Source organism: Allobosea sp. BK604 (assembly GCF_004341515.1).
Lineage (GTDB): Bacteria > Pseudomonadota > Alphaproteobacteria > Rhizobiales > Beijerinckiaceae > Allobosea.
This window is the reverse complement of sequence record NZ_SLZF01000007.1, coordinates 76,433-89,738: the sequence shown is the minus strand read 5'-3', so window position 1 is coordinate 89,738 and position 13,306 is coordinate 76,433. Positions and strand designations below refer to the sequence as shown.

Here is a 13,306-nt window from a genome sequence, read left to right as displayed (position 1 = left end):
GGAGATCAGCAATGGCGAACAAGGTTTCACGGCGCGATCTGTTGCGCTTCGGCTCATTGATCGCGGCACCGGCCGTGCTGAAGCTGGCGGGCGCCGACATCCTTTCGTCCCCCGCCGCAGCGCAGGAGGGCCGCCTCAGGATGTCCTGGTGGGGCGGGGCCGACCGTGCCAAGCGGACCCAGGCTGCCATCGACGCCTTCAAGCGCGCCAATAGCGGTGTCGAGGTCGCCTACGAGACCGTGGGCTGGGATGCCTACTGGACCAAGCTTGCGACCCAGGTCGCCGGTGGCAGCGCCCCCGACATCATCCAGATGGATTATCGCTACCTGCCGGAATATGCGCGCCGCGGCGCCTTGCGGCCGCTCGACGACCTCATCCCGTCGGTGATCGATCCCAGCGACTATGTTCCGTCGGTCATCGAGGCCGGCAAGATCGATGGGAAGCAGTATGGCATCCCGATGGGCATGAACAGCGACGTCCTGCTCTATGACAAGACGATGCTCGACAAGCTCGGCCTGCCGGCGCCGACGCCGGAGATGAGCTGGGCCGAGTTCACCGCGCTCGGCGAAAGCATCACCAAGAAGGCCAATCGGCGCGGCTATTACGGAGCCGCCGATCCGAGCGTGATGGAGCCCGAGCTCGAATACTGGGTGCTGACGCGCGGGCGCACGCTCTACGACGCATCAGGCCGCCTCGGCTTCAACCGCGACGACGCGGAATCCTGGTTGACGCTTTGCTCGGAGATGCGGGCCAAGGGGGCGATCGCGCCCTCCGACATTGCCGCCACCGACAAGATCACCATTGACACCGACCTGCTGACGACCGGGCACGCCGCGATCACCTTCACCAACAGTAACCAGATCGTCGGCTACCAGTCGGCGAACAAGGGCAAGCTGGGCATGGCCTTCCATCCGAAGGGAGAGAAGCCCGGCGAATACCTCAAGCCCTCGATGATGCTGTGCGTCTCGGCGAAGGCCGCCGATCCGAAAATGGCCGCCGCGCTTATCGACTTCATGGTCCTCAAGCCCGAAGGCGCCAAGCTGCTCGGTGTCGAGCGTGGCGTCTCGCCCTCGGCGAAGATCCGCGACCTCCTGACGGGCGAGCTCGACGAGACCGGCAGGATCCAGGTCGATCACCTTTCCGCGCTCAGCAAGCGCGGCCCCGCCCCCCTGCCGCCGGCGCCGCCGAAGGGCGCGGGCGAGGTCACGAACCTGATCCGGCAGGCGGCGGAAAAGACCGGCTTCAAGCAACTGACGCCGAAACAGGCCGCCGACGAACTCGTCACGGAAGCCGAGCGCGTCCTGGCCAGAGGCTGATAGCAGGGCGCATTTGCGATCCGCGGTCGCGGCGTCGGACAGGCCTTGTCCGGCGCCGCGACCGCGTGGGCCACTGCAACACTGTTTCAGACGTGCTAGCGGAGCTCTATGGATGCATTCTCCGATCCGCAGGCCGTAGCCCGCTATGCCGAAGCGCCGCCACGTCTCGTCCCAGGCTTCGCCAGCCTGCAGAAGATGGCGATGCTGCTCCTCGCGGAGCAGGCCCCTGACGATGCGCGGGTGCTGGTTCTCGGCGCCGGCGGCGGCCTGGAGATCAAGGCGTTCGCCGAGGCCCAGCCCGGCTGGCGCTTCGACGGGGTCGATCCCTCCGGCGAGATGCTGCGCCTCGCCGCGATCACGCTCGGCCCGCTCGCCTCGCGCACGAGCTTGCACCAGGGGCTGATCGATGTCGCGCCCGATGGACCCTTCGACGCGGCGACATGCATCCTCACCTTGCATTTCGTCGAGCCCGAAGAGCGCCTTTGGACGCTCAAGGAAATTCGGCGGCGCCTGAAGCCTGACGCCCCCTTCGTCGTTGCCCACCATAGTTTTCCGCAGGACGCAGGGGAGCGCGAGCGGTGGCTCGCGCGTTATGCCGCGTATGCCGCCGCTTCAGGCGTCGAACCGGCGAAGGCCAAGGACGCGCAAGGCATGATCGCGACGAGATTGTCGATCCTCTCGCCTGAAGAGGACGAAAAGCTTCTGCGCGACGCCGGCTTCGACGAGGTCACGCTGTTCTATGTGGGTTTCACCTTCCGTGGATGGGTCGCCCGCGCCTGATTCCGGAGGGCGCTCGCAAGCCGCTCTGCTCCCGCGTAGCGAGGCGCTTAAATGGTGCCCGCCGGCCAATCATTGGACAGCCGGCTCTGCGTCGCCGCCGCGCCGTCGAGAAAACTGTCGACCTTGAAATCGATCAACCGGTCGATATCGCCGGTCAAGCCGGGCGTGTGGACCCAGCGGCGGAAGCTGACATGGTAGATCGCGGCATGGAGGCTCTGGACCAGTTCCAGCTCGGCCGCGCTGACCGGCAGCAGGTCGTCGCGGGCGCCATCTATGGCGAAGTGCTGGCGCAGGCCGAGCGCGATGCGGTGAAACAGCCGCTTCGTCAGGAGCTCATAGTACTGCGCGTTGTACTCGTATTTGGCGAGGCCGCTGAACAGGAACAGCCTGACGTGCTCGTAGGTGAACACGTGGTGGGAGAATTCCTGGTAGAAGCGCTTCAGCCGCTCGCGCAGGGGAATCGCCGCATCGTCGAGCAGTTGCTCCCATTCCAGCGACTTGTCCTGTGGGAAGAGGCTGTCGAAGACGCGCGCGATCAGCGCGTCCTTGGTCGGGAAATAGCGATAGAGCAGCGGCTGGGTGATCTCCAGGCGCCGGGCGAGCTCCGTCGTGCTGCCGGTGAGGCCATGGTCGGCGAAATAGCGCCGCGCCGCGGCGACGATCATCTGTTCGCGGTCAGCCGGCACCATGCGCCGACGGCGCGGCGGTGGCGCCTCGCCTTCCGGCGAGGTCCTTCCGCGACGGCGCTTGTCCTTGACGATGACCATCCAGCCTCTTTCAGCCTGCCGCGACGATCCGCCGGAATTGAGTATCCCCATCCGCGAGTCAAGCAAATCCGGACACGGAATGCTTGCCGGAAGGGGTTTCGCTCGGCCGCTTCGGTTCAGTCCTCGAAGCCGTAGAGCCGAGCAGGATTATCCGCCAGGATCGCCTTGCGGACCGCCTCACCCGGCTCCCAATCGAGCATCAGGTCGAGCAGGTCGCCATCATCCGGCATGTGGCCGGTGATGTTGGTATGCGGCCAGTCGGTGCCCCAGACGCAGCGGCTCGGCGCATGAGCAATCAGCGATTTCGCCAGGCCGACGACGTCGGCATAGGGGTGACCGGCGACTGATGCGCGGTAGCCGCAGAGCTTGACCCAGGCCTTCTCGGCGTCGAGCAGGCGCAGGATCGCCTTGACCACGGCCGGGTCGTTCCGGGCCGGATCGGCGCTGAGCGCGGCCATATGGTCGAGCACGGCCGGGACCGGCAGCCGGTCGAGCACGGGCAGAATCTCGGGCCAGGAGGCCGGCGGCACATAGAGTTCGACATGCCAACCGAAGGGCTTGATCTTGCGGGCAACGGTCTCGAGATCGGCGATCGAGGCGCCGCCGCCGGCGGTGGTGATGAAGCGGGCGGCGCGGATGCCCCCCGCATCGAGCGCCGCGAGCGCGTTCTCGGAGATGGTGGGCTCGACCATGGCGACGCCACGCGCCCTGTGCTGCCCGAGCGCGGCGATAGCGTCGACCGTGCAGCAATTATCGGCGCCGTAGAAGCTCGGCTGGACGATGATCATGCGCTCGATGCCGAGCGTTCCGGCCATGCGCAGATAGTCGTCGACCAGGGCGTCGGGCGCCGTGAAGCTGCGGTTGGGCGAAACGGGATAGCGCGTCGCCGGCCCGATGATGTGGCAGTGGCTGTCGCAGGTCCCGGCCGGGGCAATGAGGGTCGGACGCCGCGTGACGGCACGCGGTGGCTGGCAGAGATTCATGGCTGGAGTTCCGATCTTGTGCCGCAAGGTCTGTGGCGAGCGCTCTTCGGCTCACTCAGCCTTGGCGGTCTTCGGTTTCGGCGTGATCTCGACATAGACGTTGCGCTTGACGCTGGTCAGGTGCTCGTGGATGCGCTTGGTCCAGGGCGATTGTTGCGAAATCTTCTTGTAGGCTTCGGACTGCATCACCTCGGGGCTCTCGAGTTCGTAGACCGCGAGATATTTCGGCGAGCCGTCGACAGCGACGAAGCGCCGGCCGCTGAGGAAGCCGGGGCAATTCACCCGATCGGGAAAATGCTCCTCGTCATACCAGCGGTTGAACTCCTCCTCCCATTCCGGCTCGACATCGATCATCGCGATCATCAAGCCACGTCCATTCGGCGTGCTCACGGCTCATCCTCCCATGCCATGGCCTTCAGGCCAGGTCCTTGCTGATCGTTTCCGCCAGGCAGCGGCACGCGCGGCCGAAATTGATCGCAAGTAGCTGATCAAAATAGGGAAATCACTTATTTATTGATCTACAAATAAATCGACCATGTCAAGCAGGCCCTCGCGGGCCGCCGCGCTGTGCGGGACAGCGCGGCGCCCTCCCCGCTCAGACCGCACCGGCATTGGTCGATTGCCTGAGCGACAGGCGCCAGCGTCCGTCCTGCTTCGTCCAGATCAGCACGAAGAGCAGCTTCATCATCAGGTCCGGGCCACCGGCGGTGGCCACGCCCATGTCGAGCGTACCGTCCATCACGGCCAGATCGTCACGGATGCGGATGGTGACGTCCCGGCTTTCGATGGAGCTGTAATCGTAATGCCGCGCCTTCACGCGCTCGAGATACTCGGCCTTGCCCTCAGCCACGGCGGTGGAGTGGATATAGCTGAGATCGGCGCTGAGAATCTCTTCGAGCGCGCCGAGATCGACCGCGATCATCGCGTCGTAAAGCGCTCTTTCCGCGGCCCTGACGGCGCCTACCTCGCTGCTGTTCTGCGACATGTCTGCTGGTCTCCGGGATGGTCAGCGGGCAAGGCCCTGGACGAATTCGGCCGAGCGCTTTGCCTCGGCCGCGAGGAAGGAGAGATCGGCACCGACCGAGACGTAGCGCGCGCCCTTGGCGACGAAATCGGCGATAAGATCGTGCCGGCCGGCGAGACCGCCGATGCCGGCATGTTTGCCATGCTTGCGACTGACGGAGATCGTGTGCTCGAACGCCTCGCGCAGGCGCGGGTGATCAAAATCACCGGCAATACCGAGATCGCTGCACAGGTCGTTGCTGCCGATGAAGAGCAGGTCGACACCGGGAACCGCGGCGATCTCGTCGAGCCGCTCCAGCGCCGCCCCGGATTCGACCATGATCACGACACTGGTCGTCTCGTTGAAAATGCTGCGCGTCTCGGCGACGGAGGGGTTGCGATAACCGAAATGCGGCATCGGCCCGCCCTCGGAACGATGACCGCAGGGCGCGAACTTCACGAGATCGACGACCTCCTGCGCCGCGGCCGCGCTCTCGACATGCGGGGCGATGATGCCGAGCGCGCCACCGTCGAGAATCCGCGACACCACGGAGGAGACGTTCGGCACCCGCACGAATGGCGTGATGCCCGCAGCCATCGCGGCGATGCAGATATCACTCGTCGCCTGCAGCGACAGCGGGCTGTGCTCGAGATCGACATAGATCGTGTCATAGCCGGCGGCGGCCGCCAGCGTCGCGATGGCCGGCCGGTCGACCAGCCGGACAGTCATCGACGTGACGACCTCGTCCCTGGCGAGCTTGTCCTTGACGTTATTGCGAGGGAAGATTCCGGGCATTCTGTTGGCCTCTGTTGCGAGCGGATCAGGTTTGCGGGTCGAGCTGGACGGCAGGAGCGCGGCGCGCGGCACCGACAGCCTGGCGTGAAGGCGACGAGGCGCGGTCCCGGCCCCTTCGGCGGCGCAGGTTTCTGAAATGGTCGAGCGGCAGACGATCGCGGCCGTCACCGGCAACGACCGTTCCGCATATCGTTGCGGCAAGGGCCAAGACATTCCTCCCGAGCGAACCTCGCCTCAGCCGGCTGTGAGACCGCCGCGGCGCTCGGCCCAGGCTCGGTCCATCGGTCGGCTTTCGACGGGTTTCGTCTCTTAATTTTAGATATATAAATAAGAGCCGTCAGAAGACCGTGTCAACCGCCGAGCGTCGGGGAAACGCAAATGAAGGCGCCATAAAAACTTATGCCTATCAAGATGATAGGAAAAACCCTCAGCCCCCTCACTTCCTAATTATAGATCAATAAAAAGCGTTGTGCGCCCTGCTTGTTTGGGTTAGTCGTCGAGGCCAAGGCGCCTGAATTGGTGCACTCGCGACATGGCGGCGACGCCTCAAAAAGAAGCGCGACGAAGGGAGATGGCAGGAGCGGATGCTCCAACCGCAGGCCGCAGCCTGGCAACGACAAGAATCAGAAGAGCTTTGGGAGGAAGCATGCCGGACGTCGCAAGAAACGACGACGCCGAGTCATGGGACTCGGACGAGAAGACCTGGGAAATGCATATCGGCGAGCAATTCGCGGCCCTGCCCGCGGCGCTCTACCGGATCGACTTCATCATCATCAAGGCGACCGAGTGGATCCTGGTCGCGGCCGGGGTGCTGTTCACCTTCTTCATCGCCTATGACGTGGTCTCGCGCTACGTCTTCGGCTCATCCTCGTTCTTCGTCAGCGCGGGGGCGAAATTCCTGCTGCTCTGGTTCTTCCTGCTCGGCGCGGGGCTCGCGCTACGCCAGGGCGGCCATGTCGGCTTCGAGCTGCTGGTGAAGAGCCTGCCGACGGGCATCGGCAAGGCCGTGCGCATCATCGGGCAGTTCCTGGCGCTCGGCTTCTTCGCCGAGATGTTGTGGAGCGGCATCGTCTCGCTCGGGCCGGCCGCCGGCCAGATGGACCCTGCCCTCAATCTCAGCCTGGTCTGGGGCTTCCTGGCGATCCCGGTCGGCTTCGCGCTGCTGATCTACCACCAGCTCGTGCTCATGCTGCTCGACCGGCGCGCGATGCCCGCAACCGGGAGTGCCGCGCTATGATGCTGCCCGTCGTCGGCATCCTCTTCCTGCTCACCATCCTGATCGGCATGCCGGTCGCGTTCGGCATGGGCTTCGCGACCTCGACCTTCATGCTCTTCTTCGAGAACATGGAGCCGACCATCCTGACGCGGCGCTTCTATTCGTCGCTCGGCTCGTTCCCGCTGCTCGCCATCCCGCTCTTCACGATGCTCGGCATCCTGGCCGACCGGGCGCATATGCTGCCACGCATGGTCGTCTGGCTGCAGATGCTGCTCGGCCGCTGGCGCGGCGGCATGGCCTATCTCAACGTGCTGCAATCGCTGGTCTTCGCCGGCGCCGGCGGCACGGCGGTCTCGGACATCGCCTCGACCGGCCGGGTCCAGATCCAGCTGATGGTGCGCGCCGGCTATCCGGTGATGTACAGCGCCGCGCTGACCGCCGCGACCGCCGTCATCGGCCCGATCATCCCGCCCAGCCTGGCGATGATCATCTACGCCATGTCGGTCGGCAACGTCTCGGTGGGCGCGCTGTTCATCGCAGCCATCATCCCCGGCCTGCTCTTCACCGCCGGCTTCCTGGTCATGACCTTCTACACGACGCGGAAGCACAACTACGGCAAGGTGCTGGAGCGGCCGCCCTTCCGCGAACTGGTCAAGCAGACGATCGCCGTCATTCCGCTGCTGTTCCTGCCGGTCGTGATCGTCGGCGGCATCGTCGGCGGCATCTTCACCGTGACCGAGTCGGCCGGCATCGGCGTCGTCTACACGCTGATCATCGGCTTCCTGTCGCGGCCGCGGCTGAAGCTGAAGGACATCTACGACGCGATCATCTACAGCGCTATCATCAGCTCGGTCGTCGGCATGCTGCTCGCCACCGGCGCGCTGATCTCCTGGCTCTTCGCCTTCGACGGCGTCACCCAGCAGCTCGCCGATTTCCTGACCTCGGTCACGGACAGCCCGACCGTGTTCCTGTTCCTGGTCATGATCGCGCTGCTGGTGCTCGGCATGGTCATGGACGCAGTGCCGATCATGGTCGCGGTCGCGCCGCTGCTGGCGCCGATCGCCGCCCAGTACGGCGTGCCGGACGTGCAATTCGGCATCATCTTCGTGATCGCCTGCATGGTCGGCATCGTCCACCCACCGGCCGGCGTCATCCTGTTCATGACCTCGAGCCTGATGAACATCTCGGTCGAAAAGCTCTCGCTCGAGATCCTGCCCTTCGTCTTCTGGCTGATCCTGGTCGTCGTCCTGATGATCCTGTTCCCGCCGCTGACGACCTGGCTGCCGGCCGTGCTGAAATTCTGAACAACCCGGGGCAACCGGGAACGACGCACCGGAGGCCTGGAACGGACCGCTCCAGACCTCCGGTCATGAATGGCTCAAAAACCTGGGAGGAAACCATGACTCAGAAGACCACGCCTCGGACCAAGGGTATCCGCCGGCGCGACGCGCTGAAGCTCGCCGCGGCCGCAGGCGCGGCCGGAGCAGCCGGCGCGCTCGGCATCACCTCACCTGCCATCGGCCAGTCGCCGGTGCGCCTGCGCTTCGGCCATATGGTCCCGGCCAACACCGTCTACCATCAGGCGATCCAGCGCTTCGGCGATGAGCTCGCGGCACTCTCCTCGAACAAGTACAGGCTGCAGATCTTCCCGAGCTCGCAGCTCGGCCCGATCTCGGAGATGCTGCAATCGGTCCAGGCCGGCTCGCTCGACTTCAGCATGGCCGTGCCGGCCTGGTATTCGAACTTCGTGAAGCCGATGGACGTCTTCACGCTGCCCTACATGATCGACTCGCCGACCAAGCTGCGCACTGCGCTCGAGGGCGAGATCGGCTCCGACATCTCGAAGATGACCGAGGCCGTCGGCCTCAAGGTCTTCGGCTACTGGCTGCTCGGGCCGCGTCACATCGTCAACCGCACACGCCCGGTGCAGAAACCGGCCGATACGGTGGGCCTGAAGCTGCGCGTCATCAACAGCGAGGTCTATATGGCGACCTTCAAGGCGCTCGGCGCGAGCCCGGTGGCGATGGACCCGTCCGAGCTCTACCTCGCCCTGCAGCAGGGCGTCGTCGACGGCTTCGAATATCCGCTGCCGGATGTCGTCGACCAGAAGATGTACGAGGTCGCGCAATATGTCTCGCTCGACGCGCATACGATGGACTTCTTCCTCAACGCCACCAGCCCGGCGACCTGGAAGAAATTCGCGCCGGAAGAGCAGGCCATGATCAACCAGGCCATGAAGAAGGCGATGGACTGGCAATGGGAGGCGCAGCCCAAGGATATCGAGCGCGCGCGTGCGACGCTGGAGAAGGTCGCCAAGGTCAACGAGATCACGCCTGAGAACAAGAAGCTTTTCGTCCAGGCGACCGAGCCGGTCCGCGCCCAGTTCGAGGGCAAGATCGGCAAGGCCTGGCTCGACAAATGCGCCGCCGCGCTCCAGGGCGCCTGATCAGCTGAAAGAGCGGGCGTCGGAAGCCATGCTTCCGGCGCCCTCGCCATGCCGACCCGACTACGCCCGGCCAAACGCGGAAGACCCTCGATGAAGCAAGCGTCCCTTCAGGACTGGTTCGAGATCAACAGCCTGTTCATTCGCTATGCGACGAGCCTCGACCATTGCGATGTCGAGGCCGTCGTCGGCTGCTTCAGCGAAAACGCCTTCATCGAGAGCCCGGTGCTCGGGCGCTTCGAGGGGCATGCCGGCATCCGCGATTTCGCCGAACGGACCGAGCGCGTCACGCGCGAGCGCAAGGCGCAGTTCCGTCATGTGGTCAGCAATGTCACGGCCGAGGTCGAGGGCGACAAGGCCAAGGCGCGTTGCTACCTGCTCGACTTCTATACCTGCGAAGGCGTGACGGAACTGCTCTCGCCCGGCGAATATGTCTGCGACCTCACCCGCGTCGACGGACGCTGGCTGTTCGACAGCCGCGTCGTGATCATGGACAAGTCCTTCGACGTCCATATGTAGCCGGCAAGTTGTCAGTCGCGGTCAGCGCGGTCGCGCCATGTTGCCGACTGCTCGATATTGCGCAGCGCGTTGAAATGGTTGGAGCGGATCAGCGCGGCGGCGAGATTGGCGTCGCGGTCGCGATAGGCCTTGATCAGGCGCTGATGGTCGTCGAGCGAAGCCGCCAGCCGCCCCGGCTGGGATAGCGAGACACGCCGCAGCGGGAAGGTGCGCAGGAGCAGCGCCTCGACCAGGCGCTTGGCCGTCATGTTCTTGGAGACCGCGAGATTCATGTCGTGGAAGGCGATATTCGCCCAGACATAGGCGCGGCGGTCGTCATTGCCACAGGCCGCCGCCATGTCGGCGACCGTGCCGGCAAGCTCGGCCAGCTCATCGTCCGTGGCGTTCTTGGTCACGTCGCCGGCCACGAGCTCGAGGATGGCCGCGCGGATCCGGTAGATCTCGCGGATCGTGCCGGTATCCATGACGAGGACACGCGGACGCCGCCGCGGCGGGATATCGACCAGCCCCTCCTTCTCGAGGAGCATCAGCGCCTCGCGGATCGGGGTGCGGCTGGTCTTGTAGCGGCGGGCGAGCTCGACCGAGTTGAGATCGTGCCCGGGCAGGATCACACCCTCGATGATCTCGGCGCCGACCTCGATCGCGATCTGCGTCACCAGCGAGTTGCGATCGTCACGTGCGGCGATGATGCCACGGATGACACCTTGCGCCCGCGACAAGCTTTCCTCGGCGGTCATCATCGCATGATCGGGCAAACGTGTTCCTCGGTTATGCGTTCATGCCTACGTGGATTCCAGGGCGTGTTCAAATCCGCCATTCGGCCATGTTCAGGCCGATTGGCGCGGCAGTAATCCGGCCTGGGTGACGAAATTCAGCAGCGCCGCGCCGAATTCACGCGGCTGTTGATAGGGGATGAAATGCGCGCCCGATTCGAACTCGTCGACCTTCGCGCGCGGCAGGATCGCGGCGATCGCGTCGGTATGCTCGCGTGGGAACAGGCGGTCGTTGCGGCCGGGCACGAGCAGGACCGGGCAGGCAATCCAGGCGCAATCCCCGGTGATATCGGAGAGCGCGGCGCCCTCGCAGGCGAAGGCGTAGTTCTCGGCTTTCTGCGCCACGAACTTCGCCTCGTAGCTTTTGCGAGCCGGCGTATCGCCATAGCCGATGAAGGCATTCTCGATCGCGCCAGGCAGCAGGCTCGCCATGCCCGAGCGGCGCACCGCCTCGGCCCGCTGGCGCAGGTTCTCCACGCCGGCGGGCATGATGCGGATGCCGGGATTGGACATCACGAGGCCGGCGACATGCGCGCCATGGCGCGCGGCGTAAGCCGTAGCAGCCATGGCGCCGACGGCGCAGCCGGCGAGCACGATGCGATCGAGCCCGAGATGAAGGCGCAGCGCCTCGATATCAGCGACCGTGGTCGCGAACGTCAGCGGCTCGCCGAGATCGGGCGAGGCACCGCTGCCGCGCAGGTCGCAACTCACGGTCAGGACATCCGGCCCGACATGACGGCGGCACTCGTCCCAGAAGCCCTGATCCGCCCCGAGCGGATGGATCAGGAACAGGGGCAAGCCGCCGGCCGGACCTTCGACGCGATGCGCCAGGATCATCGTCGTTCCCTTCTTACGCGCCGATATCCTTCTCGATCGGCACCAGGAACTTGCCGCGCTTGATCTTGGTGACGCCGTCGACCTCGAGGGTCGGATGCAGGATGACGCCGTCCATATGGATCTTCGACTTCACCGAGCCGCCGACATCGACATTGGTGCCGAGGCCGAAATGCAGCGTGCCCCAGATGTTCTTGTCCTCGCGCTGGATGCCGCGCACGACCGCCTTGGCGTTGACGCCGACCGAGGCCTCGGCCGGGCACATATAGGCGTTCTCGTCGCCATAGACTTCGAGATAGTCGCGCAGGATGCGCGCTTCCGGGCCGCCGTCGATATCGATCACGCGCCCGTCCTTCACCGTCAGCTCGATCGGCGTCAGCACGCGGCCGATATGGTGCATGGTGAGGTCGATGACGAGCTTGCCATTGGCGCTGCCCTCGACCGGGGCGACGTTGAACTCGCCGGTCGGGAACAGGTAGTAGAGCAGGTTGTTGCCCGGACGGTTCTCGTCCTTGGCGAAGTTGATGATCTTGTAGGGATCGAAATCCGGGCCCGGCAGCGGCGGGCAGGTGATGCGGCCATCGACGCTATAGGTGAAGTCGGTGCCGTAATCGGAGGTGACGCGGCACATCTTCGGATCCGGCCCGAACACGTTCTTCGAGACGTAATGCTTGCGCAGCGCGATCATCTTCATGTCGTCGGTGACGGCGCCCGACTGGAACATCTCCAGCGTCATGCCACCATCCATGCAGATCGACGGGATGCCGGCCGCCATGGCGTTGAAGCTCGCCGAGGAGTGCAACATGCCGGTCGAGGCGAGCAGGATGTTGAAATCTGAGTTCATCATCGCTTCGACCACGGCCGATGGCGGATCGTAATAATCGGCCGGGCGACGCTCGAACAGCGACAGCGTCGCGTCCGCGCCGATATCGGCCAGGATCGTCATCACGGCCTGCCAGACGCGCGGGTCGTGATCGAAGTCGGACAGCACGAGGACGCGCTTGCCCTTGGTGATGTTGGCGACCAGCGGGCGGCGCAGATAGTCGAGCGTCCCAGCGATGAAGCTGCCCCTGTTCATGTCTTTTCTCCTTTTTCGGGACACCGCTCGCATGAAGGGCGCCCATCGTGTTAACGGCAATAATGTCGACATTTTTTAAGCCGTCAAGCGATGTCGACATTCCGCCTGAAAGCTGATCTCTTCATTTCCTAGTGAATTCAATAATATATGGAACGGCAACAGAGCGGAGTCTTTCTCTCCGATTTAAAATGTCGCCACTTTAATGAGCGCGCTTAATACGGAAGGTAGGTCTCGATCAACTCCAGACGGCCCTGCATGCCCGCAAGGACCTGCGGATCGGCAAGCGCGGCGAGATCGCCCGTTCCGGCGACATGGATGAAGGCGGAGCCGGCATTAGCGCCGCTGCCGGCGTAGATGCGCAACTGGGCCACGCCCGGCTTGCCGAGGAAGCAGCGCTTCGCCCGCTCCTCGATCTCGCCTGGCGCGGCGATGCCGGTGCAGCGCAGGATGAGGTGGCCGGGCGCGGGGATGGCCACGGCATCGCCGGGGTAGAGCTGCACCGCCTCGTAGCGCGTCACCCTGGTCCGCGAGAGGATGCGCTTGGTCCAAGGCGTGAAGCGGTCGCCGACGAAGGCCATGTAGCCCGGGCTGCGCAGGACCTCGACATCGGTCAGGTCGTAGAGCGCGAGGTAGCGGCGTTGCCGCACCGCCGAGACATAGCGCTCGCCCGACAGGAAGCCGTCGATGGCGAGCCGTTCGGGAATATGCTCGGTGTCGTACCAGGCGTTGAGCTCCTCCTCCATCGCGGCGGGGGGCTCGTTGATGACGAACAGAAGTCCCAGTTGCGGCATGTTCGGTT

General features: G+C 64.8%; 15 protein-coding genes. 6 read left to right on the top strand and 9 right to left on the bottom strand.

Annotated elements, in window-relative coordinates; genetic code table 11:
- Positions 1–11: 11 nt before the first annotated feature.
- Positions 12–1,316 carry an ABC transporter substrate-binding protein gene (locus EV560_RS21545; RefSeq protein WP_165923566.1) on the top strand — a complete coding sequence of 435 codons (1,305 nt, stop codon included), beginning with the start codon at positions 12–14 and terminating at the stop codon, positions 1,314–1,316.
- A gap of 108 nt (positions 1,317–1,424) precedes the next feature.
- The gene (locus tag EV560_RS21540; protein ID WP_131857870.1) at positions 1,425–2,096 is read left to right on the top strand and encodes a class I SAM-dependent methyltransferase; all 672 of its coding nucleotides are present in this window, start codon (positions 1,425–1,427) and stop codon (positions 2,094–2,096) included.
- A gap of 47 nt (positions 2,097–2,143) precedes the next feature.
- Here EV560_RS21540 and EV560_RS21535 read toward each other — a convergent pair whose 3' ends face one another.
- The 5 genes from EV560_RS21535 to EV560_RS21515 all read right to left on the bottom strand — a co-directional run bounded on the left by EV560_RS21535 (position 2,144) and on the right by EV560_RS21515 (position 5,644).
- Positions 2,144–2,863, bottom strand: coding sequence for a TetR/AcrR family transcriptional regulator (locus EV560_RS21535; RefSeq protein WP_165923565.1), 720 nt, complete (start codon positions 2,861–2,863; stop codon positions 2,144–2,146).
- A 116-nt stretch (positions 2,864–2,979) separates the two neighbouring features.
- Entirely contained in the window at positions 2,980–3,846 is an 867-nt protein-coding gene (locus EV560_RS21530; protein WP_131857868.1) for an amidohydrolase family protein, read from the bottom strand.
- A 51-nt stretch (positions 3,847–3,897) separates the two neighbouring features.
- The gene (locus tag EV560_RS21525) at positions 3,898–4,236 is read right to left on the bottom strand and encodes a DUF4286 family protein (RefSeq protein ID WP_131857867.1); all 339 of its coding nucleotides are present in this window, start codon (positions 4,234–4,236) and stop codon (positions 3,898–3,900) included.
- A 205-nt stretch (positions 4,237–4,441) separates the two neighbouring features.
- Complete coding sequence (locus EV560_RS21520; RefSeq protein WP_131857866.1) at positions 4,442–4,831, bottom strand: nuclear transport factor 2 family protein; 390 nt, start codon at positions 4,829–4,831, stop codon at positions 4,442–4,444.
- 21 nt (positions 4,832–4,852) lie between these two features.
- The gene (locus EV560_RS21515; RefSeq protein WP_131857865.1) at positions 4,853–5,644 is read right to left on the bottom strand and encodes an HpcH/HpaI aldolase family protein; all 792 of its coding nucleotides are present in this window, start codon (positions 5,642–5,644) and stop codon (positions 4,853–4,855) included.
- Positions 5,645–6,290: 646 nt separating this feature from the next.
- On the opposite strand from EV560_RS21515, the gene EV560_RS21510 reads away from it, so the two are divergent.
- The 4 genes from EV560_RS21510 to EV560_RS21495 all read left to right on the top strand — a co-directional run bounded on the left by EV560_RS21510 (position 6,291) and on the right by EV560_RS21495 (position 9,822).
- Positions 6,291–6,881 (top strand): TRAP transporter small permease, encoded by a 591-nt coding sequence (locus EV560_RS21510; protein WP_165923564.1) that lies wholly within the window; start codon positions 6,291–6,293, stop codon positions 6,879–6,881.
- The gene (locus tag EV560_RS21505; protein ID WP_131857863.1) at positions 6,878–8,164 is read left to right on the top strand and encodes a TRAP transporter large permease; all 1,287 of its coding nucleotides are present in this window, start codon (positions 6,878–6,880) and stop codon (positions 8,162–8,164) included. The genes EV560_RS21510 and EV560_RS21505 overlap by 4 nt, the downstream gene beginning before the upstream one ends.
- A 95-nt stretch (positions 8,165–8,259) precedes the next feature.
- The gene (locus EV560_RS21500; RefSeq protein WP_165923563.1) at positions 8,260–9,306 is read left to right on the top strand and encodes a TRAP transporter substrate-binding protein; all 1,047 of its coding nucleotides are present in this window, start codon (positions 8,260–8,262) and stop codon (positions 9,304–9,306) included.
- 90 nt (positions 9,307–9,396) lie between these two features.
- On the top strand, positions 9,397–9,822 hold the full coding sequence (locus EV560_RS21495) for a nuclear transport factor 2 family protein (protein ID WP_165923562.1): 426 nt from the start codon (positions 9,397–9,399) through the stop codon (positions 9,820–9,822).
- An 11-nt stretch (positions 9,823–9,833) separates the two neighbouring features.
- Here EV560_RS21495 and EV560_RS21490 read toward each other — a convergent pair whose 3' ends face one another.
- From EV560_RS21490 to EV560_RS21475, 4 genes are all read right to left on the bottom strand, one after another.
- On the bottom strand, positions 9,834–10,562 hold the full coding sequence (locus EV560_RS21490; RefSeq protein WP_131857860.1) for a GntR family transcriptional regulator: 729 nt from the start codon (positions 10,560–10,562) through the stop codon (positions 9,834–9,836).
- An 87-nt stretch (positions 10,563–10,649) separates the two neighbouring features.
- The gene (locus EV560_RS21485; RefSeq protein WP_131857859.1) at positions 10,650–11,432 is read right to left on the bottom strand and encodes an alpha/beta fold hydrolase; all 783 of its coding nucleotides are present in this window, start codon (positions 11,430–11,432) and stop codon (positions 10,650–10,652) included.
- A 13-nt stretch (positions 11,433–11,445) separates the two neighbouring features.
- Positions 11,446–12,507 (bottom strand): aminopeptidase, encoded by a 1,062-nt coding sequence (locus EV560_RS21480; protein WP_165923561.1) that lies wholly within the window; start codon positions 12,505–12,507, stop codon positions 11,446–11,448.
- A gap of 212 nt (positions 12,508–12,719) precedes the next feature.
- On the bottom strand, positions 12,720–13,298 hold the full coding sequence (locus EV560_RS21475; RefSeq protein WP_131857857.1) for a DUF4286 family protein: 579 nt from the start codon (positions 13,296–13,298) through the stop codon (positions 12,720–12,722).
- Positions 13,299–13,306: the final 8 nt, after the last annotated feature.

Bases quoted from the DNA above. Each gene is read 5' to 3' on its own strand.
- EV560_RS21530 (WP_131857868.1), bottom strand. From the start codon at position 3,846: ATGAATCTCTGCCAGCCACCGCGTGCCGTCACGCGGCGTCCGACCCTC.
- EV560_RS21535 (WP_165923565.1), bottom strand. From the start codon at position 2,863: ATGGTCATCGTCAAGGACAAGCGCCGTCGCGGAAGGACCTCGCCGGAA.
- EV560_RS21480 (WP_165923561.1), bottom strand. From the start codon at position 12,507: ATGAACAGGGGCAGCTTCATCGCTGGGACGCTCGACTATCTGCGCCGC.
- EV560_RS21485 (WP_131857859.1), bottom strand. From the start codon at position 11,432: ATGATCCTGGCGCATCGCGTCGAAGGTCCGGCCGGCGGCTTGCCCCTG.
- EV560_RS21510 (WP_165923564.1), top strand. From the start codon at position 6,291: ATGCCGGACGTCGCAAGAAACGACGACGCCGAGTCATGGGACTCGGAC.
- EV560_RS21540 (WP_131857870.1), top strand. From the start codon at position 1,425: ATGGATGCATTCTCCGATCCGCAGGCCGTAGCCCGCTATGCCGAAGCG.
- EV560_RS21545 (WP_165923566.1), top strand. From the start codon at position 12: ATGGCGAACAAGGTTTCACGGCGCGATCTGTTGCGCTTCGGCTCATTG.
- EV560_RS21520 (WP_131857866.1), bottom strand. From the start codon at position 4,831: ATGTCGCAGAACAGCAGCGAGGTAGGCGCCGTCAGGGCCGCGGAAAGA.
- EV560_RS21505 (WP_131857863.1), top strand. From the start codon at position 6,878: ATGATGCTGCCCGTCGTCGGCATCCTCTTCCTGCTCACCATCCTGATC.
- EV560_RS21490 (WP_131857860.1), bottom strand. From the start codon at position 10,562: ATGATGACCGCCGAGGAAAGCTTGTCGCGGGCGCAAGGTGTCATCCGT.
- EV560_RS21495 (WP_165923562.1), top strand. From the start codon at position 9,397: ATGAAGCAAGCGTCCCTTCAGGACTGGTTCGAGATCAACAGCCTGTTC.
- EV560_RS21475 (WP_131857857.1), bottom strand. From the start codon at position 13,298: ATGCCGCAACTGGGACTTCTGTTCGTCATCAACGAGCCCCCCGCCGCG.
- EV560_RS21515 (WP_131857865.1), bottom strand. From the start codon at position 5,644: ATGCCCGGAATCTTCCCTCGCAATAACGTCAAGGACAAGCTCGCCAGG.
- EV560_RS21500 (WP_165923563.1), top strand. From the start codon at position 8,260: ATGACTCAGAAGACCACGCCTCGGACCAAGGGTATCCGCCGGCGCGAC.